This is a genomic window from Clostridium sp., from assembly GCF_036642255.1.
GTDB lineage: Bacteria > Bacillota > Clostridia > Clostridiales > Clostridiaceae > Clostridium_J.
In genome coordinates this window covers 1-21,246 of record NZ_JAVWDJ010000034.1, presented here as the reverse complement: position 1 = coordinate 21,246, position 21,246 = coordinate 1, and the positions used below count along the sequence as shown (strand labels likewise).

Genomic DNA, 21,246 nt, shown 5'->3' with positions numbered 1-21,246 from the left:
TAGTAGATGGATACAAGAATGATTGCTATGTGTGGATCTTACTGTGGTGATTGTGAGTGGAGAGAAAAAACCAATTGCCCTGGATGTAAGGGAAGCCAAAGTAAAATGTTTTGGGGAGAATGTTCTGTAGCAAAATGTTCAATTGAAAATGGTTTTAATCATTGCGGTCACTGTGGAAAGTTACCCTGTGATAAACTTCAGGAGGCCTTTAGTAATCCAGAACATGGAGATAATGGAGAGAGATTAACTAATCTAAAGAAGTGGAAAAATGGCGAGGATAGTTATGTAAAGCTAACTAAATTAAATAAGTAACAGAGATTTTCACAATAGGCAATATTAACTTATATTGCCTATTAAACATTTAATTAGAGTAAAGGGGTAAGTTTTGGGGAGATATTATGAATACATCTATATAAACATGCCCTTTTATACTAGATTTTATAAGGAATTTTTAGAAATTATTGCTTCTAAAAGTTATAAAAATATTGAGTTATTCTTAAATCTATAGTTTGTTAACTAGCTAACTCATGTCTTTATGAAAAGAAGGATATGAGTTTCGTTAAGCATTGCAAGTTAGCACTTATATTTTTTATATGCCAATGATATAAAAGGGAGAGGAATCTATGAAGTGTGCTAAATATAATAATGTTCATCAAGAAAATTTAAAAGTGTTTCTGAATACCATGTATGAAATAATGGGGTATACATTTTCACCGGAGCAAAAGAAATTGGATCTGGAGAATGTATATTCAAATTGTATAAAAAGTGGTGGAGAATTCTTAATATTACTTGATGGAGAAGAAGTGATAGGGAGTATTGGTTTAAAGATAACTGACTTAGAAGATGGCGTTGGTGAAGTAAAGAGATTGTTTGTACTTCCTAGATATCAGGGAAATGGATATGGGGAAATGCTTTTATCAAATCTGATTACTTTATCGAAAGAAAAGGGACTATGTTTTTTAAGGCTATGTACCACATATAAATCTAGTAAGGCTATAAAATTATATGAGAAGGTAGGTTTTTATAATATCCTAGCCTATAAGGATAATCCTATTACACAAGTTTATATGGAGTTAAATCTAAATACATAATTAGGGGTGATATTATGAAAATATTGATAGGTCAACCAATACACGAAGAAAATATAGACCAACTTGAAAATGAAATAAAAGCAAATAGTGCAATAGATATAGTACTATTTCCAGAAGGCTATTTATCAAATGAAAAAGCATTGAAAAAAGCCTGTGAAGCAGCTAAAGCATATAGTGTAATTATTATTACATCATATAGGAAAAACAACAAAGATAGAGCAGTAATAATTAATGACAATGGTGAAATAATTTTAGAAAGAGATAAAACCCTTCCAGATGAAGCTGTAGAATTAAATAAGCCACTTGTAGTTCATTACAATGGAAGTATAATTGCATACCTTCTTTGTATGGAAATATTAAAGGGAATGAGAGATATAGAAAAGGTAAATGAAAATATTAGCTTTATAGCTCACCCAATTGGAGTTGGAATGTTCAGTGATGAACAATTTGAACAATGGGTTAATGAAGCAAAAAGAATTGCTAAAAAATATAACACAATAATACTTGGTACAAGCCATGCGGACGGTTCATATAGAAACTGTGGAATATCAATCCCTATAGCTTATTGCATTGATAAGGATGGAGAGCCTATTTTTATATCAAAATCAGATACAAGAACAAGAATTATAAATTTATCTACAAAAGAATGTAGTTATTGAAATTTCACACTCTAAAATATAATAAAGCCTTTTGAAGGCGCATGAATACTATACATTGTTATATTCTTTTATTTATAAAAATATAACAATATATGTTTTTTATTTATAACAACAAATGAGTTTTTACATAGAAGCAAACTAGGGAAGTGCGTAAAGACTTCCCTTTAAATTACTATACTTTTATGACGCAAGATTAAAAATTTTAATTTATTACTTTTTAATTTCACGTTGAAAACTTGGTTGCAAATCCAGTGATGCTCCAAATTTTTGGGAAGCTGTTATAAAACATATTAAGGCTAAAAGTTCAGAGATTTCTTCATTACTAAATTCATTTTTAAGTAGATTAAAATACTCGTCACTTATAACATTACTTTTAGAAATTATATCTGCAATTTTAGTTGCAATTAATATTTTTGAATCAGTTATATCATTACATGGTTTACCTTTAGCCATGCAATACTGACAGCCATTGTTAAAAGCAAGGGTACGTCGTACTTCTTCCTTTAATTCAAATGTAAAGGTATTGCTATTGAAAAGGCACTCCTCTAAAGAAAGCCAGTTCTTTAGTATATTTTTATTATGACCTAACAATTGTTGAAAAGGTGTAAGTCCTTCTTTTGAATATATTATTCTTGCCATGGTTTTCTCCTTAATATAAATATTTTATTTACAATAATATTATATCTAGTGTAATCTTAATATTGCATTGCAAATGATATATAATGTTCTAAAAAGTATGTCATATAAAACAATTATTGAGGAGATTGGTTACAAATGAAGTTTGATGAGATTGATGTATTAATTTTAAATGAGTTACAAGAAAATAGCAGATTATCTATAAGAGAATTATCAAAACGAATAAATCTCTCGCCACCTTCTGTTACTGAAAGAGTAAGAAAACTTGAAGATGAAGGGGTCATTGAGGGTTACACAATCAAAATAAACAAAAAGAAACTTGGATTGACTATTGATTGCATAGTTAAGGTCACCATGAAAAATGGAGGCTATGAAAAGTTCAAATTGGTTATCAAGGATTATAAAAGAAGTGAATGGTGTTATAGGATTGCTGGAGATGGATGTTTTTTAGTTAAACTATGTGTTGAATCTTTAAATGAAATAGAGGAATTTATAAGTTCTATATTTGAATATGCAATAACAGAAACTATTATAGCTTTTTCAGAAGTCACAATAAATAATAGTATTGGAAAATTTTTAGAAGAATAACAATTGATTTTGATCAATTATATTATAAAATTATTTGTCATAACTGCCTATAAAGTATATTACTATATTGTATGGGGGGTGTGACGATGAAGAAATATGAATATAAGTGTGTATTTATTGGGGGATTAGGAGAAAAAACCACAAGATTATTGAATGAATACGGACAGCTAGGGTGGGAATTGGTTTGTGTAGTGGGTGCCTGGCATTACTTTAAAAGACCAATTGAAAATTAATTCAGTGTATTTGTGAAGTACTAATTGTATATAATTTATTAAGATAGATAAAATTCAACGTGTGAAACACCTAATTTTAGGTGTTTTTTGTTTTGGGAAGAAACTTATACAATTATTACGAGAGTTTTTTATCAATATCAAATAAATTAGATTCATTTGTTACTATATGCGTTTCATGGCAACTTACCCGGGATTTTTAGCCACATATCATAGAATATATTGTAAAATATTCCATTATAAAATATATTGATATTAAGTAACCTATCATATTCAAATTGATCTGGAGGGGGGATTTTGTGAAAGTTACTTTAGAAGAAAATATGAACATAAAGGAAATAGAAGTTTTGATAAGATACAATAAAAAAACTCATGAGATAAATGATTTAATAGATAGAATTAAAAATTTAGATAAGAAGATCGTGGGATATGGTGAGAAAAAGGAAGACATACATGTTGTTGATATAGGAGATGTTTTTTATGTTGAAAGTATAGATGATAGCACATTTATTTATACAGAAACGCTGGTACTTAAAACTAAGCAACGATTATATGAATTAGAGAAAATATTTGGAGATAGTTATTTTTTTAGATGTAACAAATCTACTATATTGAATATTTGCAAAATACGGGAGTTAAAGCCACATATAAATAGAACAATAATAGCTACCATGGATAATGGAGAAAAAGTATATATTTCTAGAGTATATGTGAAAAAGTTAAAAGAAATATTAAGAGGGTGATTATAATAGAAAAGATAGGAGTTAGTTTTTGGAATTGGTTCAATAAAACAGCAGCAATTTATACCGTTATCATTCTAATAGGATCAGCTATGGGAGGAAATCTTAGCAGAAGATCTATATGGGGTCTGGCACTAATTAGTGGATTGATGCCCTTATTAGAAAATATGTTTTTTTCACAGTTCTTAAGAGCAATACCACATTTTTCAAAATTAACAATACATTATGTAGCGTGCTTTGTAGTATATGTTATTTTTTCAGCATTAATTAAAATCAATGGTATTTCAACATGGAACTCTATGGATTGGCTAAGAGCAGTTATAATATATACAATTATCTACTGGGGATTTAATTGTTTTTATATGCTAAAGCATAACAGTGAAGTGAAATATCTAAATAACCAATTAGGAAAGTTCAAAGAAAAGCATCATGAAAATTAAATAATATAATTATAAATTAACTCTAAAAGAATGCATAAAAATTTATTTAAGCAATATAAATTTCTTCTTAGTTTTAAGTAATATTATTTTTAAATAAAACTTTATTGAGCCTCAAGTTTTGTTTTAAATTTATAAGAATACAATTAACATAGTGATTATTTAACTATATCTATATTAATTTAAATAGTGGGTGGGAGTTTGAATATGCAAGTTAGAAATAGAAAAAATCTAGAACTATCTATAATGTTGGGTTCCTTGGGATTTAGTGTTATGTCATTCATTTTACCTATCTATGGTAAGCGGATCGGTGGGAGTGCATTTGCCATTGGAGGATTGTTTTCTATATTCAGTATAGTAACCTTAATATTAAGACCTATTATAGGGGTGGCATTAGATAGGTATGGGCGAAAATACTTCTTTGTGTTATCCTTTATATTTTATTCTATATCAATGATGATATTTTCAAATGCAACAAGCATTATGCATTTATATATAAGCAGACTCATTCAAGCTATAGGGTCTTCATTTATGTGGATTTCAGCCTACTCAATAGCAACTGATATTTCTGAGGATTGTAGAAGGGGGAATGTCCTTGGAAATATAGATGGAGCCAGCGCTAAAGGATCATTGTATGGTGCAGTTATTGGGTTTATTCTACTATCAAATTATTCCTTTACCAAAGGAACGAATATTTTATTTAAAAGTTACGGAGTATTAGCGCTAATAGCAGCATATATCGCATTCAAAAGAATATCTGAAACAAGAGTAGAAATCACAAATAATGAAAGGAAATTAAAGAAAAAATATAGTGGTGATTTTTATATATTGATGATAGTAGTATTAATAACTACTATATCAACTTCAATGTTAAATCCCCTATTAATGATTTATCTCCAAGATAAGTTCACTAATAATATTGGAGCTTTAGCCACCGCATTTCTTCCAGCAGCGCTTATTTATGCTTACTTACCATCAAAGTTTGGAGGTATAAGTGATAAATATGGGAGAATCCCTTTAATGGTTATTGGACTTATTTTCTCAAGTGTAGTGTCACTGCTCTTAGGGAACATTTTCAGTATTAATATGTTAATTTCTTTATGGGCATTAGAGGCAATTGCTAGCGTAATGGCTTCACCAGCCCAGGAAGCCTTAGTTTCAGAGATGATTGGGGATAATCATAAAGGTTCAGGTTATGGTGTTTATATGTTTGTTGCAAGTTTAGGAGCATCTATTGGACCATTGCTAGGTGGATGGTTATATGATAATTTTAATAATTCTATTCCATTTTATATAAATGGAATTATATTATTTTTAAATGCCTTACTTGTACTATTTGCATTTAAAAACCGTATAAAAAAGCCTGTTTATTTTGATACCTAAGCAAAAGCTTGCCACCTAGATAATGGAACATTTAAAGTCAAGGGGAAAAATAAGGAGACTTTCTATTTATATATACTATTTATGAATTAGTAAAAAGAGTGTGGAGATTGTGGTTCTCCATACTCTTTTTATCAATTACATTAGTGTGTTTTTTCATAAGGTGATATAATTTTTATATATAGTTATTGTGTTAGAAATAAAATAAACAGCTTTTGAGAGGTATTAGAAAATGAGTGTCATAGAAACAAAGAGATTGATTATTAGAGAATATTCATATAATGATATAGAAAAGTTAAATATAATTCTTTCAAATTCAATCACCATGAGTTTTTGGCCAGCTCCATTTACTTTGGAGAAGACTAAAGCTTGGGTGAAGAATAATATTAAAAGGTACAAGGAACTAGGATATGGAAGATGGGCTTTAATTTCTAAAGATACCTTCGAACTTATTGGGGATTGTGGAATTATGATCACAGAAATTGATGAAAGAAAAGAGCAAGATTTAGGATATATAATTCATCACCCTTATTGGAAAAATGGATTTGCCACAGAAGCAGCAGAGGCTTGTAAAGAATTTGCTCTTAATGATTTAGGAATTAAAAGACTATGTGCAAATATGGCATTTAATCATGAAGGATCTAGAAAAGTTGCTGAAAAAATTGGAATGGAGAAAGAAAAAGAGTTTTATAATAAGAGGAATAGAGATATATTAACTTACTTGTATTCAATTTCAAATAATGATTAGAATGTGGAACGTTATGGTATAAATTATAAAGATTTGTAATATTTAATTCATTAAAATAGATTTAACATGACACAAACAAGGAGGGGGAAACATGGATAAAAGTAATATAGAAATAAGATTAGTGGAAATAGTAGATTTGCACAGAGTAGTTTTGGAAAAGTTTAATAGATTTCAAGTGACAAATCGTGTGAGGTATAAAGAAAATGATGAATATTTCTACAAGGATTATCACTTTATAGACTCTTGGAATGAAGAAAAAAAGGCACAAGTTATACAAGCACTACAAAACTGCATTTGCAAAGGTGGTATTGTAGCAGGGGCATTCATAGATGATATATTAATTGGTTTTGCCAATTTAGAAAGTGAGTTTTTTGGAAGAGATAGTGAGTATCTAGAACTACCATATATTCATGTTTCTAATGAATATCGCAACTGTGGTATTGGTAAAAAGTTATTTAATTTATGTTGTAAGGAAGCAAAAGCGAAGGGTGCTAAAAAGTTATATATAGCAGCTCATCCTGCAGAAGAAACTCAAGATTTTTATAGAGCAATGGGATGTGTACTAGCGCTAGAGATAAATGAGAAGATATATGAACTAGAACCATTAGATATACAGTTAGAATTTGTTTTGTAATTTTGATGATATTATTGTACTCATAAAGTAAAGGAGACTTTAAGCTATGATTGATTTGGATATAAATGCAATGGGGAAAATAAAGAAAAAAATACATTTGCGAAAAGTAACCACAGAGTCAGTTAGACTTGGAATACTCCTTGCAATTGTTGGTGGTTTTTTGGACTCCTACACTTTCGTGGGAAGAGGTGGTATTTTTGCAAATGCACAAACTGGAAACATTGTATTATTAGGACTGGCTTTGTCTAAAGGAAACTTACTACAATCACTTCTTCATCTAGCACCTATTTTCGCCTTTATATTAGGTGTGGTAGTTGCTGAAACTATAAAAAAATCTCCTCCTGATTTATTTAAGCATGATCCAGCAAGGGTGATTTTATTCCTTGAGATTGTGGTGCTTTTTATCATAGGATTTATACCTGATACAGTGCCTAATATTTTTGTAACTGTTACAATTTCATTCGTTGCTTCTGTTCAGGTATCCACCTTTCGCAAGCTACATGATTACCCATATAGTACAACTATGTCTACGGGAAATCTATATTCAGCTTCACAAGCTGCCTTTATTGCCTTCACTAATAAGGATCGCAAAGCGGCATTAAAGGCTATAGGATACTTTACAATTATATTTTCATTTTTGTCTGGTGCCTTTTTAGGTGGGTTTACAACATCCTTTATTGGTGTTAAAGCAATATGGGGAGCTGCTATTGTGCTGATTTTTGCTCTACTCTTACTTAGTATAGACGAAAGTAGAAATAGAAGTAAGGAAAAAAATATTATGTGTGATAAAAACAATTGGCTGCAACAATAAAAGATATATATTCTACCACATTAGAGTATTTGGTAAAATATAAAACTGAAAGGATAAAGAGTTTAGAATGAGAATAAATAAACTTCTGAGTAATTATGGTTTTTGTTCAAGAAAAGAAGCTAACAAACTAATTGAGGAAAAGAGAATAATAATAAATGGAAAACTAGCTGAACCGGGGCAATGGGTAGAAGAGTATGATAGTATCCTTTTGGATAATGAACCTATCAAAGCAAAAGAAAAGATTTATATCGCACTAAATAAACCTGTTGGAATTACTTGCACCTTAGCTAGAGAGGTTGAAAATAATATAATTGATTTTATGAATTATCCAGAATATATTTTTCCAGTAGGAAGATTAGATAAAGAATCTCAAGGACTAATATTAATGACCAATGACGGAGATTTAGCAAGTAAAATTTTGGAGTCAGATAATAAGCATGAGAAAGAATATATAGTAACTGTCAACAAGCCCTATGATGAAGAGTTTTTAAAGGAAATGTCTGAAGGGGTTGATATTCTAGGAGTTAGAACTAGACCATGCATTGTAAAAAGAATTATTGAAGATACTTTTTCAATTATTCTCACTCAAGGACTTAATAAACAAATAAGAAGAATGAGCAAAGCTTTTGGATATACAGTGACACGGTTAGAACGTATCCGAATTATGAATATAAAACTTCAGGGATTAGATGTAGGGCAGTGGCGAAATCTTACGGAGGAAGAAGTAAGGAATTTAAGGAATTGCTAATTAAAGGGTAGGAGGCAAGAAATGATACTAGATGTCTTAAGTCATATCGGAGAAAAGCTAAATGAAGAAAACATTCTATGGGGAGTTGGTGCTTCTATTTTATTAAATCATTATGGATTAGTTGAAAATCCTAATGATATTGATATTTTGGTTCACACAAAAGATATGGAAAAATTAGATGTTGTTTTAAAAAGCCTTGGAGAAAAGAAGCTGGAAGAAAAGGTGCCTACCTATGCTACAGAGTTTTTTTATGAATATGTGGTGAAGGGCATTGATGTAGATGTCATGGCAGGATTTATCATTAAGCATAGTGAAGGAGAGTACAAGTATACTTTCGATAATGAGTCTATAACAGAGATGAAAAATATTAATGGGATAAACATACCAATGACATCTTTGGAAGATTGGTATGTTATTTATCAATTGATTCCAAATAGAGAGCAAAAGGTAAGACTTATAGAAAAATACTTATTAGAAAATGGTATAAAGCGACTTGAATTGTTGGAAAGAGCATTGGTTGGGAATTTATCTAGTGATGTGAAGTTAAGAGTAAAAAATCTAATGGAATTCAAAATAAATGTAGAATAAACTAAGTATTATAATTATCCTATACAGTATAAAAATACTTTTATATACCTTGTTTTTAAATAAAATACTAATCCCTATTAATAGAACTATAAATAGTATTTGCATGTTTATAAAGATAATAGGAGGAGTAAAAATATGAACATAAGAATTCAATATGATTGCCTAAATATAGATTGGAGTTATATAACTGAAATACTTAAAAATGCAGGAATGGCTTATTTTGATAGTGAAATTCATATAAAAGCTTTTGAAAATAGTTATACTGTATTATTTGTTTTTGATGATGACAAATTAATTGGTTTTGGACGCGCAATTTCAGACGGAGCATATCAAGGTTGTATCTATGATGTAGCAGTGATACCTGAATATCAAGGTAAGGGAATAGGAAAGGTAATTGTTGAAGGTATATTAAAAACTATTCCTCAATGTAATGTTTTATTATATGCTGCACCTGGCAAGGAACTTTTTTATGAAAAGTTAGGGTTTAGAAAGATGAAAACAGGAATGGCACTGTTTCTCAATTCAAATAGCATGAAAGATAGAGGATTTACTGAATAGCGTTTAATAAGTTAAACCATATAAAGAGCAAATTGGGGTAATTTGGTAAATGTTGTGGACTAATACCTTGAAATATTTGTATAATAGTAATATAAAGTAATTTTGAAAAAGATTTATAAAGTCGGAAGGAACTACGAATTTTTTAGTAGTTCCTTTTTTAAAAATCAGGGGGGTGTAAAATTGAAAATTAATAAAAAATATGCTGCTATTTCCTTAGTAGCACAGATGGTTATAATTCCAATAATTCTTACACTAGGACTCTTCGTTATTTTATGGATGCCTGGTAACATATTAAGTTTTTCAGACCAAGGCAAATATATCATAAGGTTTGTTTATTTGTTGATAGGATTTTTTGGCTCATTAATTATTAGTACTATCATAGGATTTGTTTTATCTACACTGTGGAGAAAAAAGGACATAGACATAAAGGATAAATATAAGATAGCCCTAATTCCCATTGGATATGCTCTTGTTTTTGCCATCTTAATATTAGTGTTTTCTAAAGAAGATTATAATTCAGGTTGGTGGTTGATTTATGTTTTAAAAAATCCTATTTTTTTTATATTCGATTTTACAATTTTACTTATGGGATTTCATTTTTTAATTCCAGTGGTGGAAATTGTATCATATACAGGGTTTATCCTAGGAATTTACTTGTATGAATTAACATACAAGAAAGAAGTTAGAACTAAAGTTACAAAAAACTTGAAAATAGCTTCTATGGTAATAGGGTTAGTTGGCATTTTGGTTCTAGGTATTGAAACAAAGGATGTTATAAGTAATGGTATTACTGAAATAGTTTATGGGAAATCAACATTGGGCAATGATTTGACTGAAGATGATTTAATAAAAATAGCACCATTTAAAGAAGATAATGGTCTTTCTAAATTAGATAAACCTGCAAGCCTACAATTTACAGATTTGCAAACTATGCCACGATTAGATGGGGCAACGGCAGCTTATCCTGTATATGGAGCTTTTGTGGAAGCTGTGTATAAGGGGCTTGGGGATTACTACAATGAAAATAAAGCTAGTAGTGAAAAGGATATTTATACAGCTTTTGTCATGAGTGAAAATTTCCCCTTTAACATTATAAAGTGTTCTAAGACAGAGAAAGCCTATGAAAGATTAATAAATGGAGAAACTGATATAATATTTGTTGCAGAACCTTCAAAATCACATATGGAAACTATAAAAACAAAGGGAGACGAATTTGTCTTAACTCCTATTGGAAGTGAAGCTTTTGTGTTTTTCACAAATAAGAAAAATACAGTAGAAAATCTTACAATAAAGCAAATACAAGATATTTATTCTGGCAACATAAAAAATTGGAAGGAAGTTGGAGGTCAAAATAAAGCTATACAACCCTATCAAAGACCTGAGAACTCTGGAAGCCAGACGGTTATGCAAAATAAAGTGATGAAAAATATAACAATGTTAGCCCCAACACAAGAAACTTTTGCAGGTGGAATGGGAGATATCATCACTAAAGTCGCAAGTTATAAAAATGCTAAGAGTTCTATTGGTTATTCTTTTATGTATTATTCATCACAAATGTTCAGAAACAATCAAATAAAATATCTTTCTATTGATGGTATTAAGCCTACACCAGAAACAGTGAGAAATAAGACATATCCCTTCACTGTACCTGTTTATGCAGTAACTTTGAAGTCTAATAAAAATGAAAATGTAGATAAATTTGTTCAATGGGTTATATCAGAAGAAGGACAACAGTTAGTGGAACAAACTGGATACGTACCAATGAAGTGATAATAATTTACCATTATATTAATAATATAGTAGGAAAGGAAGTGAGTATTTAGTGAGTTTATTTATCTGTTATTTTACAATAACTCGCTAAAAAGAATATATGAAAAACACAGAAATTAGAAATGAACAAGGACTTACCGAAAGCGAATTTTTACAAAATTATGATCCAAATAAATATGAGAGACCAAGCGTTACCAATGACGTACTTATATTTACCATAGACAACTGTATGGCGGAAAATGCCGAGAAATCATGCACAAAAAAGTTGCAGTTACTGCTTATTCAAAGAAGAGATCATCCATCTATCCATAAATGGGCGCTTCCTGGAGGATTTGTTAATATGGACGAAGATTTAATAGATGGAGCTTATAGAGAACTTCATGAAGAAACAGGATTAACAAATATCTATGTAGAACAACTAGGCGCATTTGGAGAAGTATATATAGATAAAGAGAAAACTATACCCAGGGATCCAAGAACCAGAATTATAACAGTAGGTAATTTAGCACTACTACCTAAAGAAAAAATGAAGCCAGTAGCTGGAGATGATGCACAAAATGTTATGTGGTTTGATGTGACAATGGAATTTTTAGATAAGGAAACTCATGAAAATCACATTACTAAAGTTTATATCTTACATCTTACATCTGAGGATAAAACAATAAAGATTTCTTACAAGATTCAGGAAAAAGTAAGTAAAGATGCTATGAGGAAAAAGGAAACAGAATATATTCTCCAAGAAAGTAGCACCCAAGCTCTTGCAGCTGATCACTTCAAGCTGATTTATTGTGCTTTGGATAAAATTAGAAAGGAAATAGAATATACACCTTTGGCATTAAATCTATTACCAAGTTCTTTTACTAGCACAGAACTAAACTATGTATATGAAGCTATTTTAGGAAGAAAAGTTCATAACTTACAAGAGAAACTTGAAGATATGATAATTAAAGTTAGTGAAGTTATAGAAGGAGAAGCTATTAGTTCAGAGGAGTTTTATAAGTTTAATGAACAATGGGAACATGAATTTTAACCACCTTTTGAAGCTTCAAATCTGCAAACTTTTATAGTAGAAGAGCTCTTAAGCCTAGAAAAATTCCTTTGGTGGCAGTGTAATCTGGGTGCTGCAGTGTTAAACCTAAGCAGTTTGCTGTGACTTTAATAAAAGTTTTTAAAATAAATAGTTTTAGTTGATATGTTATATAAGAAATGGTTATTCATACTAATTTTAAAATAAAAGTAGATATAATTAGCAACAGGATAGTATCAAACATCTTTTTATTGGCCTATATCTTAAATTATTATATAAAATAAGATATAGGCATTGTGTTTTTTATTGAAAAAATATTGAAAGACTTCTTTAATATTAAAATCAATTTAATTCTCTTATAACCCTACAAGGATTTCCAGCAGCAACTACATTTGCAGGAATGTCTTTAGTAACTACGCTACCAGCACCAATGGTTGTATTACTTCCTATTTTTACTCCGGGGCAAATTATGCTTCCGCCACCAATCCAAACATTGTCTCCAATCTCAATAGGATAGCCCATTTCTACACCAGAAATTCTTTCAATAGCATCTACGGGATGGGTAGCAGTGTAAAGTTGAACATTAGGAGCAAACATAACATTATTACCAATGATTACTTTATTTACATCCAAGATTATTAAGTTATGATTAGCATAAAAGCTTTTTCCAATATAGATGTTGTAACCATAGTCGCAAAAGAAGTTGGGTTCTATATAAGCATCATGATCTCTTGTAAAAAGTTCTTTAAGTACTTTGTTTCTTTCCTCATAATTATCAGGGTCTAAGTCATTAAATTTCTTGCAAAGTTTTTTTGCTCTTTTTCTATCATTTACAAGTTCAATGTCAGAGGCATCATAGGCCCTCCTTGATAACATTTTTTCTTTTTCTGTCATTTAATCCCTCCTATGTTTGATATTAAAAAATTTGTATGGTTTATATTTAATTGTAACATTATTTATCCATTTTATGTTAGTTTTATGGTTTAAATAATGTATACTACTAGAATAGAATAGTTAAAAATGTTTTTAAGATGAGGTACATGGAGTTAATTTATAAGTAAACATATGATAATATATCTATGATGAAGAAATTTAATAAAGTTTAATAATAAATATTAATATTTATTATTATTTATTAAACTAACCTCATTATTATAAAACTCATTTTAATTCAATGACTTGGAGGAAAATATGGAAAAAATAAATATCTTAGGTACAGGCTGTGCTATGGTGACAAAATGCTATAACACTTGTTTCACAATTACAGATGGGCAGGAACATTTTTTAGTAGATACAGGTGGAGGTAATACTATACTGTCAAATTTAGAAAAGTTAGATATACATATTAATAAAATTCATCATGTATTTATATCACATAGACATAATGATCATATTACTGGAGTTATATGGATTATAAGGGCAGTTGCCCAGCAGATTATAAATGATAAGTATCTTGGGAATTTAATTATTTATTGTCATGAAGAGAATGTACAAGCTATAAAAACTATATCCATGCTTCTTTTAGAAAAGAAGTTTACTAAATATATAGGTGATAGAATTCTATTTACTGATATAAATCATGGCTTGACTTTGCCCATATTAAATTGGAATATAGAGTTTTTTGATATTGGAAGTACAAAACAATTACAGTTTGGATTCACTGCTGCTTTATCAAATGGTAAAAGGCTTACTTTCTTAGGGGATGAACCGTATAGAGAGGAATTGTTTAAATATGCAAATAAGGCAGATTATCTGTTTCATGAAGCTTTTTGTTTGTATTCTCAAAGAGATATGTTTAAACCCTATGAGAAACACCATGTTACAGTGAAGGAAGCATGTGAAAATGCAGCTAAGTTAGATGCGAAAACCTTGATAATGTATCATACAGAAGATAAAAATATTGTAGATAGAAAAAGGCTATACATAGAAGAAGGAAGAGAATACTTTAAGGGAAATATACTAGTTCCTGATGATCTTGATGTAATTAATTTATAAAATAAAGTTAAGATATAAATATTCACCAATAGTTATAAGCGGTAAGGTTCTATTTTCTAAGTGTTGGTGTATTTATATATAAAATTCACTTTCATGAAATTTAATAAGATTTCAAAAAGTGGTTAAATAAATCAATTTGTAAAGATTTCATGTGGCTTTGAGAAGAGTATGTTTACTGTTAAAATGAGATTAAAATTTTTAAGATATCATTGGAATAATTATGGCTACTTAAAAGTTTATCCATCTAGTCTCACATTAGATAATGTCTTTTCAAAGTTTTTTATTAAATAAACATGTTAATTATTTAACTAGTTTAATTACATCAAAAAATACATAAATAAAATTTAAGGAGCAATTTATATGAAAAAAATTATTACAATAATATCTTTAATAGTTATAGCCATATTATTTTACTTAAGCATAAATTACTTCTTTAGTAGTGGAAATGAATACAAAGATAAGGATGGAATTGTCTATGTATCAAAGGTAGATTCAAAATCTATATATGTATATAAGAATAAACAGTGGAAGAAGGAATTTATTAAGGGCGTAAATATGGGGGTGGGTAAGCCTGGCTATTTTCCTGGAGAGTTTGGAATAACTAAGGAAGAATACTTAAGATGGTTTAAGTATATAGGAGAAATGAATGCAAATACCATAAGGGTATACACTATCCTTTCTCCAGATTTTTATGATGCATTATTGGAGTACAATGAGTCTGTTAAGAACCCTATATATTTGCTTCAGGGAGTTTGGGTGAATGAAGAAGATATAAGTAACATAATGGATGCCCATAATCCTAAGATTAAGGACATTTTTAAAAGTGATATTAAGAGAATAACCGATGTAATACACGGTAATGCAATTCTGCCTAAGAATACTGGACATGCTAGTGGATCATATAAAAGTGATATATCAGAATATGTGATAGCTTGGGTACTGGGGATTGAGTGGGACCCTGATTTTGTCCTGAAAACTATTGATAACAATGAAGAAAAAACCACTTATGAAGGGCAGTATCTTTATACAAAAGGTGCATCTCCATTTGAAGTTTTCTTGTGTGAAGTAGGAGACTACGCAATAGATTATGAGACCGACACCTATAAAATGCAAAGACCTTTAAGCTTCACAAATTGGGTTACTACTGATATGTTAAGCCACACAAATGAACCTCTTGATGATGAGGATAAAGCTGTAGTAAATATAGAACAAATTAAAGTTAAAGAAGAGTTTAAACCAGGCTTATTTGCTTCTTATCATATATATCCTTACTATCCGGATTTCATGAGTTACCAAAGTGATTATGCTGAATATATAGATAGTGAGGGGGAAGTGAACCCCTATAGAGCATATTTAAAGGATTTAATAAAGGAGCATACTATGCCGGTTTTAGTGGCTGAGTTTGGCATACCAGCTTCAAGAGGACTAGCCCATGAGAATGTTCATACAGGGTTTAATCAAGGGAATGTAGATGAGAACACTCAAGGAGAAATGGTTGTATCTATGATGAAGGATATTTATGAAGAAGGTTATGCTGGTGGATTAGTTTTTGCTTGGCAGGATGAGTGGTTTAAAAGGACTTGGAATACCATGGATTTAGACTTGCCTGAAAGAAGGCCTTATTGGTCTAACACACAAACTAATGAGCAGGAATTTGGACTTATGGCCTTTGATCCTGGAGAGGAAAAGAGTATTAGTTATGTAGATGGAGATGTGTCAGAGTGGACTGAAGACACCCTAATTTCTACATCTAATGAGTTTAACCTTTTCGTGAAATCTGATGAAAAATATGTTTATTTTATGATAGATGCAAAGAATTTTGATATTGAAAATGATACATTACTTATACCTATAGATACTATAGAAAATCAAGGGAGTGACAGGTCTTTAGAATACAAGGTTAACTTCAGTAGAAATGCAGATTTTCTTATAAGTATTGATGGAAGAGACAATTCAAGAATACTTGTAGATGCCTATTATGATTCTTTTTATTATATCTACGGGAAACAACTTGGGATGATAAACAGTAATAAAGACTATGAAGTAAAAAATAGCGGCATTTACAATAAACAGTATCTCTGTTTAAACAAAGAAATCTATTTGCCAGAAGATAAGGTGACAATTCCTTTTTCCAAGCATGAAACTGGTTTATTAAAGTATGGTAATGGAAATCCCAACAGCACAGACTATAATTCACTTGCTGATTTCATTATGAAGGATAGCAAAATAGAAATAAGAATACCTTGGCAGCTTCTAAATGTTATGGATCCTTCCACAAAAAGTATTATGGAGGATTTTTATAAGGAGGGGATCAAAAGTAAACAAGTTAACAGTTTTTATGTTGAGGGAATATTAATAAAAGATGGCAAAATAGAGGGAAGAGTTGAACCAGGTGAATTTACTTGGGAGCCTTGGGACATTCCAACCTATCATGAGAGGTTAAAAGCTTCATATTTTATCTTAAAGGAAGCATTTAAAAATATAGGTGGATAATAAAAAATTATAGAGAGGTATCTATGGAGAAAGAATATCAGAAGAATCTGCACAAAAGTGATATAAAAAGGAGGGCTATAATATTTTTCATATTAGGATTAGCCTTAGTTACATTTCCTTTTATATGGTGGCAACTTAAAAACACTACTGTAATCGATGCTCTAATAATAGATAAAACTGTACCAGATAACTCCTATAGAGAACACAAAGGACTGGTATGGGTCTTGAATAATCTAAAGATATTTAATAAAGATTCGGGAAAACCCTTTGATTACAGAAAAGAATACTATGGATTTTTACCTGGAGAAGGAGAAAACTATGAAGTTAAGGAGCTACCAGAGCAGTTAAATAATCCTGAATTGGTTTATATCACTGATACCTATGGAGTATATAATGAGGATTTAAATAAAGAAAATTTAAAAGGCAGTCGTTCAAATATTATTTACGGCGGGTTAGAGATAGATGAAGTTAAGAAAATAAAGGCCAGCTTAAATAATAATACCATAGTATCGGAGTTTAACACTCTTGCTAGCCCAACTAGTGAGGAAGCTAGAAGTGAAATGGAAGATATCTTTGGTATGAAGTGGAGTGGGTGGATAGGAAGATATTTTTCTGACCTCTCAGATAAGAATACTGAAATACCTGTTTGGTTAATTAAAGCTTATGAGATACAGTATTTAAAATTCTGGGATTTTCAGGGACCGGGCTTTGCCTTAGTAAAATCTGATGATACCGTGGTAATCTTATCTCAAGGAAAAGAGATTACAAAGGATCTAAATAAAATAGTATTTAATGAAAAATCCTTAGTAGAATTCAAGGTGAAAGATAAAGTGGACTACTATTATTGGTTTGATATAGTACAACCAATGGAGGGCACAGAAGTCATTGCAAACTACAACATTTCTTTAACAGAAGAGGGGAAGAAACATCTTAAAAATTACGGACTTCAAAGTGAATTTCCTGCTATATTGAGAAAAGAGAAAAAGTATACAGCATACTATTTTGCTGGTGATTTTGCAGATAATAATAAAATTCCTTCTTTATATAAATTATCCGGGTTAAACTTTTTAAATAAAATAACTACCCTTAAGATTGAAGGAAATCAAGAGTACTTTTATTGGAATGTATACTACCCTCTAATGAAAAAAATCCTTTTAGATTTGAATAAGTAGCTAAATTGAATGAACTAGTAATTTGCAGTAAAGTAATTTATAATGGTTAAACATAGAGGGGTGAAATGGTTGTTTTCAAACAATATAATGTCGTTTATCATGCTGAACATATATCTACTGTTAATTGTAAATATGATAATGCTCAGCGTAATTTTCATCTCTATATCAAAAGATAAACTTGAAACATATAGGTATAGTGAAGTTTATAAATCCTTGAAGCCATTGGTTCTCAGGTACATTAAAAATGGAGATAATCTTAGAAGAGTGAAGACAAAATCTAGAGGTAAGTACAAGTTTAAAATTCTACTAGATATGATGCTAGAATATGCAAAAGATAATAATGTTGAAATTATAGATAGATTTGAAAGGTTAGAGTGCGTTGATTATTTAATAAAAAAAGGCAAAAGAGGAGTTGATTTAGATATTATTAAGGCTTTTTCTATAATAAAGTCACCAAAGGCATATGAAATCCTTATGTGCTGGACGAGCTCCGAGGATTTTGAAGAAAAATATATGAGCTTTTATGCCTTATCTTTATTGAAATTGGAAGAAGAAAGGATTGAAACCGTTATAGATAAGCTTATTAACTCATCTGTAGTTAGAGATAGGCAAATAGAAATCATTAACAACTTCAATCTTTCTATAGATAAATATATAAATTTACTAGAGGTACAAAAGACAGAATTTGGAAAAGTTGTGCTTTTAAGAGTAATTAAGAGTAAAATAGAGATTGTACAAGAGCAATATTCAGAGAGAATAGTTAAATATTTAGACATGGAAAAAGAAATTAAAATTGCCGCAGTACTGACTATTGCTAGTTCTATGAATGAGAAGTACCTTCCTATTTTAGTTAAAACTTATCAATGTGAGGATCAGTGGGAGATAAGAGCTGCAGTAGCAAAAGCTCTGATAAATTTTAAAAGTGAAAACATCTTAGAACTTTTAAAAACAATGATATATGATGAGGCGTGGTGGGTAAGAACCAATGCTCTAGAGACCTTAGAGCAACTTGGAACTGAAGGAATTCATATTCTTGTAGATTTATCCTTAGATACGGCAAATGAGAAGGTGGCAAGCTTAGCTTATAATATACTAAATTCAAATAAAAATATTTATGAAACCGCAAAGTCGTATTAAGGAGTAATTATGGATATACTATCTAGCTTTATAAAGTATTATAGCTACTTGATGTTTGGTTATTTTATATTAGTAAATTTTTTTTATGTAGGACTCATTTTTATTTCAATAAAAAGACTTAAAAAGTTCGTAAAGATTGTAAATTCTGATATTACATCCACTAGTGATTATACTAAACCAATTTCCATAGTGGTGCCAGCTTTTAATGAGCAGGAAACAATAATTGATAATATTAAGTCTCTATTAGAGTTAAATTACCCAAGTTTTGAAGTTATTGTAGTTAATGATGGTTCAAATGATGAAACTTTAAAAAAGGTTATTCAGCATTATAATTTAAGTAAAGTAGAGATGGACATAAATATACAAATACCATGTAAAGAAATAAAAAATATATATTCGTCCTTGGATTTTTCAAATTTAGTAGTAGTTGATAAGAAAAATGGAGGGAAGGCCGATGCATTAAATGCAGGAATAAATATTTCAAAATATCCATTATTTTGTGGTATAGATGCTGACTGTATTATTGAAAAGAATGCTTTACTTAGAATTGTAAAACCTTTTTTAAAACATGAAGAAACCATCGCAGTAGGTGGAATTGTAAGGATTGCAAATGGTTGTGAAATAAAAGATGGAAAGCTTGTAAGAGCAAAACTGCCTAAAAATATTATTGCCAAGTTTCAAATAATAGAATATTTCAGGGCATTTCTTACCAGTAGAGTTGGGTGGGAGGTTTTAAACTCTCTTCTCATTATATCAGGAGCTTTTGGATTATTTAAAAAATCAGCAGTAATTGATGTTGGTGGATATAAAAGAACCATAGGTGAAGATATGGAACTTACGTTAAGAATCCATCAACACTATAGAAAGAAAAAGATTAAGTATAAAGTGGATTTCACTTCAGATGCGGTATGTTGGACACAAGCCCCAGAAAGTCTTAAAGGGCTAAGGATACAAAGAATAAGGTGGCATCGGGGATTAATTGATGCAATATATAGAAATAAGATAATGCTGTTTAATCCTAAATATGGTTATGTGGGACTTCTTGCCATGCCATATTTCTGCTTGATAGAAATGTTGGGGCCAGTGATTGAAATTATAGGATATGTGGTGATGATTTTAGCTATCGTTACAGGACTCACCTCAAAATATATGATTTATATATTTTTATTAGCATATCTATATGGAATACTATTTTCACTTTCAGGAGTACTTTTTGAACAAACATCCTATAAAAGGTATAAAGGTTATAGAGAAATTGGAACTATGGTATTTTATAGTTTTCTTGAACAATTTTGTTACAGACAGCTGACAGTTTGGTGGAGAATTCAAGGCTTTTGGAACTTTAGAGAAGGAAGAAAAGAATGGGGCACCATTGAAAGAAAATCTTTTACAATGGAAAGATAGTTATAGTGAAACTTTTAGAGTGCATAAATATTTAATTGGAACGTAATTAAAAGGTCAGAGCTTTAAGGCGTTTTTTACAATAGCTTTTGAGAGGTAAAAAGATTACTATTCCACTGCACTTAGTATAAAATGCATATAAATTGAAGATGTAATTTTTAAAATTTATATTCAAATACTAAGTCTTGAGTTCTTGCGACATAAGGATTAGTGTTTAAGATTTTTTTTGAAAAGCAACGATTATGAAATAGAATCTCTATAAACTCTAGTATATTGCTTTCTCCTATCATTGATTGTTGGCAATTTTGAGGATAGGTAAGCAAAATGTTAGGGTTATTCTATTTGTAAATAGAAATAAAATCATTTTAGTTGGACATAGTGAAGGATGTATACTTTCAACTAT

The 21,246-nt window shown here is 30.0% G+C and carries 23 protein-coding genes; 21 read left to right on the top strand and 2 right to left on the bottom strand.

Annotated features, from left to right (window positions below; all coding sequences use genetic code 11):
- The first annotated feature begins 6 nt into the window (after positions 1-6).
- From RR409_RS15555 to RR409_RS15545, 3 genes are all read left to right on the top strand, one after another.
- Positions 7-312 (top strand): DUF3795 domain-containing protein, encoded by a 306-nt coding sequence (locus RR409_RS15555; protein WP_332558688.1) that lies wholly within the window; start codon positions 7-9, stop codon positions 310-312.
- Between the two features lie 311 nt (positions 313-623).
- Positions 624-1,091 carry a GNAT family N-acetyltransferase gene (locus RR409_RS15550; RefSeq protein WP_332558687.1) on the top strand — a complete coding sequence of 156 codons (468 nt, stop codon included), beginning with the start codon at positions 624-626 and terminating at the stop codon, positions 1,089-1,091.
- A 14-nt stretch (positions 1,092-1,105) separates the two neighbouring features.
- Entirely contained in the window at positions 1,106-1,750 is a 645-nt protein-coding gene (locus RR409_RS15545; protein ID WP_332558686.1) for a hypothetical protein, read from the top strand.
- 210 nt (positions 1,751-1,960) lie between these two features.
- On the opposite strand, the gene RR409_RS15540 is transcribed toward RR409_RS15545, so the two are convergent.
- Positions 1,961-2,389 carry a carboxymuconolactone decarboxylase family protein gene (locus tag RR409_RS15540; protein WP_332558685.1) on the bottom strand — a complete coding sequence of 143 codons (429 nt, stop codon included), beginning with the start codon at positions 2,387-2,389 and terminating at the stop codon, positions 1,961-1,963.
- Between the two features lie 135 nt (positions 2,390-2,524).
- On the opposite strand from RR409_RS15540, the gene RR409_RS15535 reads away from it, so the two are divergent.
- The 13 genes from RR409_RS15535 to RR409_RS15475 all read left to right on the top strand — a co-directional run bounded on the left by RR409_RS15535 (position 2,525) and on the right by RR409_RS15475 (position 12,648).
- Positions 2,525-2,974 (top strand): Lrp/AsnC family transcriptional regulator, encoded by a 450-nt coding sequence (locus RR409_RS15535; protein WP_332558684.1) that lies wholly within the window; start codon positions 2,525-2,527, stop codon positions 2,972-2,974.
- 86 nt (positions 2,975-3,060) lie between these two features.
- The gene (locus RR409_RS15530; RefSeq protein WP_332558683.1) at positions 3,061-3,207 is read left to right on the top strand and encodes a hypothetical protein; all 147 of its coding nucleotides are present in this window, start codon (positions 3,061-3,063) and stop codon (positions 3,205-3,207) included.
- A gap of 296 nt (positions 3,208-3,503) precedes the next feature.
- The gene (locus RR409_RS15525; RefSeq protein ID WP_332558682.1) at positions 3,504-3,947 is read left to right on the top strand and encodes a LytTR family DNA-binding domain-containing protein; all 444 of its coding nucleotides are present in this window, start codon (positions 3,504-3,506) and stop codon (positions 3,945-3,947) included.
- Positions 3,944-4,384 carry a hypothetical protein gene (locus RR409_RS15520; protein WP_332558681.1) on the top strand — a complete coding sequence of 147 codons (441 nt, stop codon included), beginning with the start codon at positions 3,944-3,946 and terminating at the stop codon, positions 4,382-4,384. Before RR409_RS15525 ends, RR409_RS15520 begins: the two co-directional genes overlap by 4 nt.
- 204 nt (positions 4,385-4,588) lie before the next feature.
- Positions 4,589-5,764: an MFS transporter gene (locus tag RR409_RS15515; RefSeq protein ID WP_332558680.1), complete on the top strand. Its 1,176-nt coding sequence runs from the start codon at positions 4,589-4,591 to the stop codon at positions 5,762-5,764.
- Positions 5,765-5,993: 229 nt separating this feature from the next.
- Positions 5,994-6,509, top strand: coding sequence for a GNAT family N-acetyltransferase (locus RR409_RS15510; RefSeq protein ID WP_332558679.1), 516 nt, complete (start codon positions 5,994-5,996; stop codon positions 6,507-6,509).
- A gap of 91 nt (positions 6,510-6,600) precedes the next feature.
- Positions 6,601-7,143 carry a GNAT family N-acetyltransferase gene (locus tag RR409_RS15505; RefSeq protein WP_332558678.1) on the top strand — a complete coding sequence of 181 codons (543 nt, stop codon included), beginning with the start codon at positions 6,601-6,603 and terminating at the stop codon, positions 7,141-7,143.
- 46 nt (positions 7,144-7,189) lie between these two features.
- Positions 7,190-7,954 (top strand): YoaK family protein, encoded by a 765-nt coding sequence (locus tag RR409_RS15500; RefSeq protein ID WP_332558677.1) that lies wholly within the window; start codon positions 7,190-7,192, stop codon positions 7,952-7,954.
- A gap of 67 nt (positions 7,955-8,021) precedes the next feature.
- On the top strand, positions 8,022-8,702 hold the full coding sequence (locus RR409_RS15495; RefSeq protein ID WP_332558676.1) for a pseudouridine synthase: 681 nt from the start codon (positions 8,022-8,024) through the stop codon (positions 8,700-8,702).
- A 21-nt stretch (positions 8,703-8,723) separates the two neighbouring features.
- Positions 8,724-9,290: a hypothetical protein gene (locus RR409_RS15490; RefSeq protein WP_332558675.1), complete on the top strand. Its 567-nt coding sequence runs from the start codon at positions 8,724-8,726 to the stop codon at positions 9,288-9,290.
- A gap of 135 nt (positions 9,291-9,425) precedes the next feature.
- On the top strand, positions 9,426-9,848 hold the full coding sequence (locus tag RR409_RS15485) for a GNAT family N-acetyltransferase (RefSeq protein ID WP_332558674.1): 423 nt from the start codon (positions 9,426-9,428) through the stop codon (positions 9,846-9,848).
- 180 nt (positions 9,849-10,028) lie between these two features.
- On the top strand, positions 10,029-11,618 hold the full coding sequence (locus RR409_RS15480) for a substrate-binding domain-containing protein (protein ID WP_332558673.1): 1,590 nt from the start codon (positions 10,029-10,031) through the stop codon (positions 11,616-11,618).
- 100 nt (positions 11,619-11,718) lie between these two features.
- On the top strand, positions 11,719-12,648 hold the full coding sequence (locus RR409_RS15475) for an NUDIX hydrolase (protein ID WP_332558672.1): 930 nt from the start codon (positions 11,719-11,721) through the stop codon (positions 12,646-12,648).
- A 339-nt stretch (positions 12,649-12,987) separates the two neighbouring features.
- On the opposite strand, the gene RR409_RS15470 is transcribed toward RR409_RS15475, so the two are convergent.
- A complete protein-coding gene (locus RR409_RS15470; RefSeq protein WP_332558671.1) occupies positions 12,988-13,539 on the bottom strand; it encodes a sugar O-acetyltransferase in 552 nt (183 codons plus the stop codon).
- A gap of 297 nt (positions 13,540-13,836) precedes the next feature.
- Here RR409_RS15470 and RR409_RS15465 point away from each other — a divergent pair, with 297 nt between their 5' ends.
- The 5 genes from RR409_RS15465 to RR409_RS15445 all read left to right on the top strand — a co-directional run bounded on the left by RR409_RS15465 (position 13,837) and on the right by RR409_RS15445 (position 20,846).
- Positions 13,837-14,640 (top strand): MBL fold metallo-hydrolase, encoded by an 804-nt coding sequence (locus tag RR409_RS15465; RefSeq protein WP_332558670.1) that lies wholly within the window; start codon positions 13,837-13,839, stop codon positions 14,638-14,640.
- Positions 14,641-15,000: 360 nt separating this feature from the next.
- Positions 15,001-17,133, top strand: a complete 2,133-nt coding sequence (locus RR409_RS15460) for a family 2 glycosyl transferase (RefSeq protein ID WP_332558669.1) — start codon at positions 15,001-15,003, stop codon at positions 17,131-17,133.
- A gap of 23 nt (positions 17,134-17,156) precedes the next feature.
- Positions 17,157-18,305, top strand: coding sequence for a hypothetical protein (locus tag RR409_RS15455; RefSeq protein ID WP_332558668.1), 1,149 nt, complete (start codon positions 17,157-17,159; stop codon positions 18,303-18,305).
- A gap of 69 nt (positions 18,306-18,374) precedes the next feature.
- Positions 18,375-19,442: a HEAT repeat domain-containing protein gene (locus tag RR409_RS15450; RefSeq protein WP_332558667.1), complete on the top strand. Its 1,068-nt coding sequence runs from the start codon at positions 18,375-18,377 to the stop codon at positions 19,440-19,442.
- A gap of 9 nt (positions 19,443-19,451) precedes the next feature.
- Positions 19,452-20,846, top strand: coding sequence for a glycosyltransferase (locus tag RR409_RS15445; RefSeq protein ID WP_332558666.1), 1,395 nt, complete (start codon positions 19,452-19,454; stop codon positions 20,844-20,846).
- Positions 20,847-21,246 lie beyond the last annotated feature (400 nt).

Excerpts from the sequence above, each read along its gene's own strand:
- RR409_RS15555 (WP_332558688.1), top strand. The coding sequence starts at position 7 with ATGGATACAAGAATGATTGCTATGTGTGGATCTTACTGTGGTGATTGT.
- RR409_RS15550 (WP_332558687.1), top strand. The coding sequence starts at position 624 with ATGAAGTGTGCTAAATATAATAATGTTCATCAAGAAAATTTAAAAGTG.
- RR409_RS15545 (WP_332558686.1), top strand. The coding sequence starts at position 1,106 with ATGAAAATATTGATAGGTCAACCAATACACGAAGAAAATATAGACCAA.
- RR409_RS15540 (WP_332558685.1), bottom strand. The coding sequence starts at position 2,389 with ATGGCAAGAATAATATATTCAAAAGAAGGACTTACACCTTTTCAACAA.
- RR409_RS15535 (WP_332558684.1), top strand. The coding sequence starts at position 2,525 with ATGAAGTTTGATGAGATTGATGTATTAATTTTAAATGAGTTACAAGAA.
- RR409_RS15530 (WP_332558683.1), top strand. The coding sequence starts at position 3,061 with ATGAAGAAATATGAATATAAGTGTGTATTTATTGGGGGATTAGGAGAA.
- RR409_RS15515 (WP_332558680.1), top strand. The coding sequence starts at position 4,589 with ATGCAAGTTAGAAATAGAAAAAATCTAGAACTATCTATAATGTTGGGT.
- RR409_RS15510 (WP_332558679.1), top strand. The coding sequence starts at position 5,994 with ATGAGTGTCATAGAAACAAAGAGATTGATTATTAGAGAATATTCATAT.
- RR409_RS15505 (WP_332558678.1), top strand. The coding sequence starts at position 6,601 with ATGGATAAAAGTAATATAGAAATAAGATTAGTGGAAATAGTAGATTTG.
- RR409_RS15500 (WP_332558677.1), top strand. The coding sequence starts at position 7,190 with ATGATTGATTTGGATATAAATGCAATGGGGAAAATAAAGAAAAAAATA.
- RR409_RS15495 (WP_332558676.1), top strand. The coding sequence starts at position 8,022 with ATGAGAATAAATAAACTTCTGAGTAATTATGGTTTTTGTTCAAGAAAA.
- RR409_RS15490 (WP_332558675.1), top strand. The coding sequence starts at position 8,724 with ATGATACTAGATGTCTTAAGTCATATCGGAGAAAAGCTAAATGAAGAA.
- RR409_RS15485 (WP_332558674.1), top strand. The coding sequence starts at position 9,426 with ATGAACATAAGAATTCAATATGATTGCCTAAATATAGATTGGAGTTAT.
- RR409_RS15475 (WP_332558672.1), top strand. The coding sequence starts at position 11,719 with ATGAAAAACACAGAAATTAGAAATGAACAAGGACTTACCGAAAGCGAA.
- RR409_RS15470 (WP_332558671.1), bottom strand. The coding sequence starts at position 13,539 with ATGACAGAAAAAGAAAAAATGTTATCAAGGAGGGCCTATGATGCCTCT.
- RR409_RS15465 (WP_332558670.1), top strand. The coding sequence starts at position 13,837 with ATGGAAAAAATAAATATCTTAGGTACAGGCTGTGCTATGGTGACAAAA.
- RR409_RS15460 (WP_332558669.1), top strand. The coding sequence starts at position 15,001 with ATGAAAAAAATTATTACAATAATATCTTTAATAGTTATAGCCATATTA.
- RR409_RS15455 (WP_332558668.1), top strand. The coding sequence starts at position 17,157 with ATGGAGAAAGAATATCAGAAGAATCTGCACAAAAGTGATATAAAAAGG.
- RR409_RS15445 (WP_332558666.1), top strand. The coding sequence starts at position 19,452 with ATGGATATACTATCTAGCTTTATAAAGTATTATAGCTACTTGATGTTT.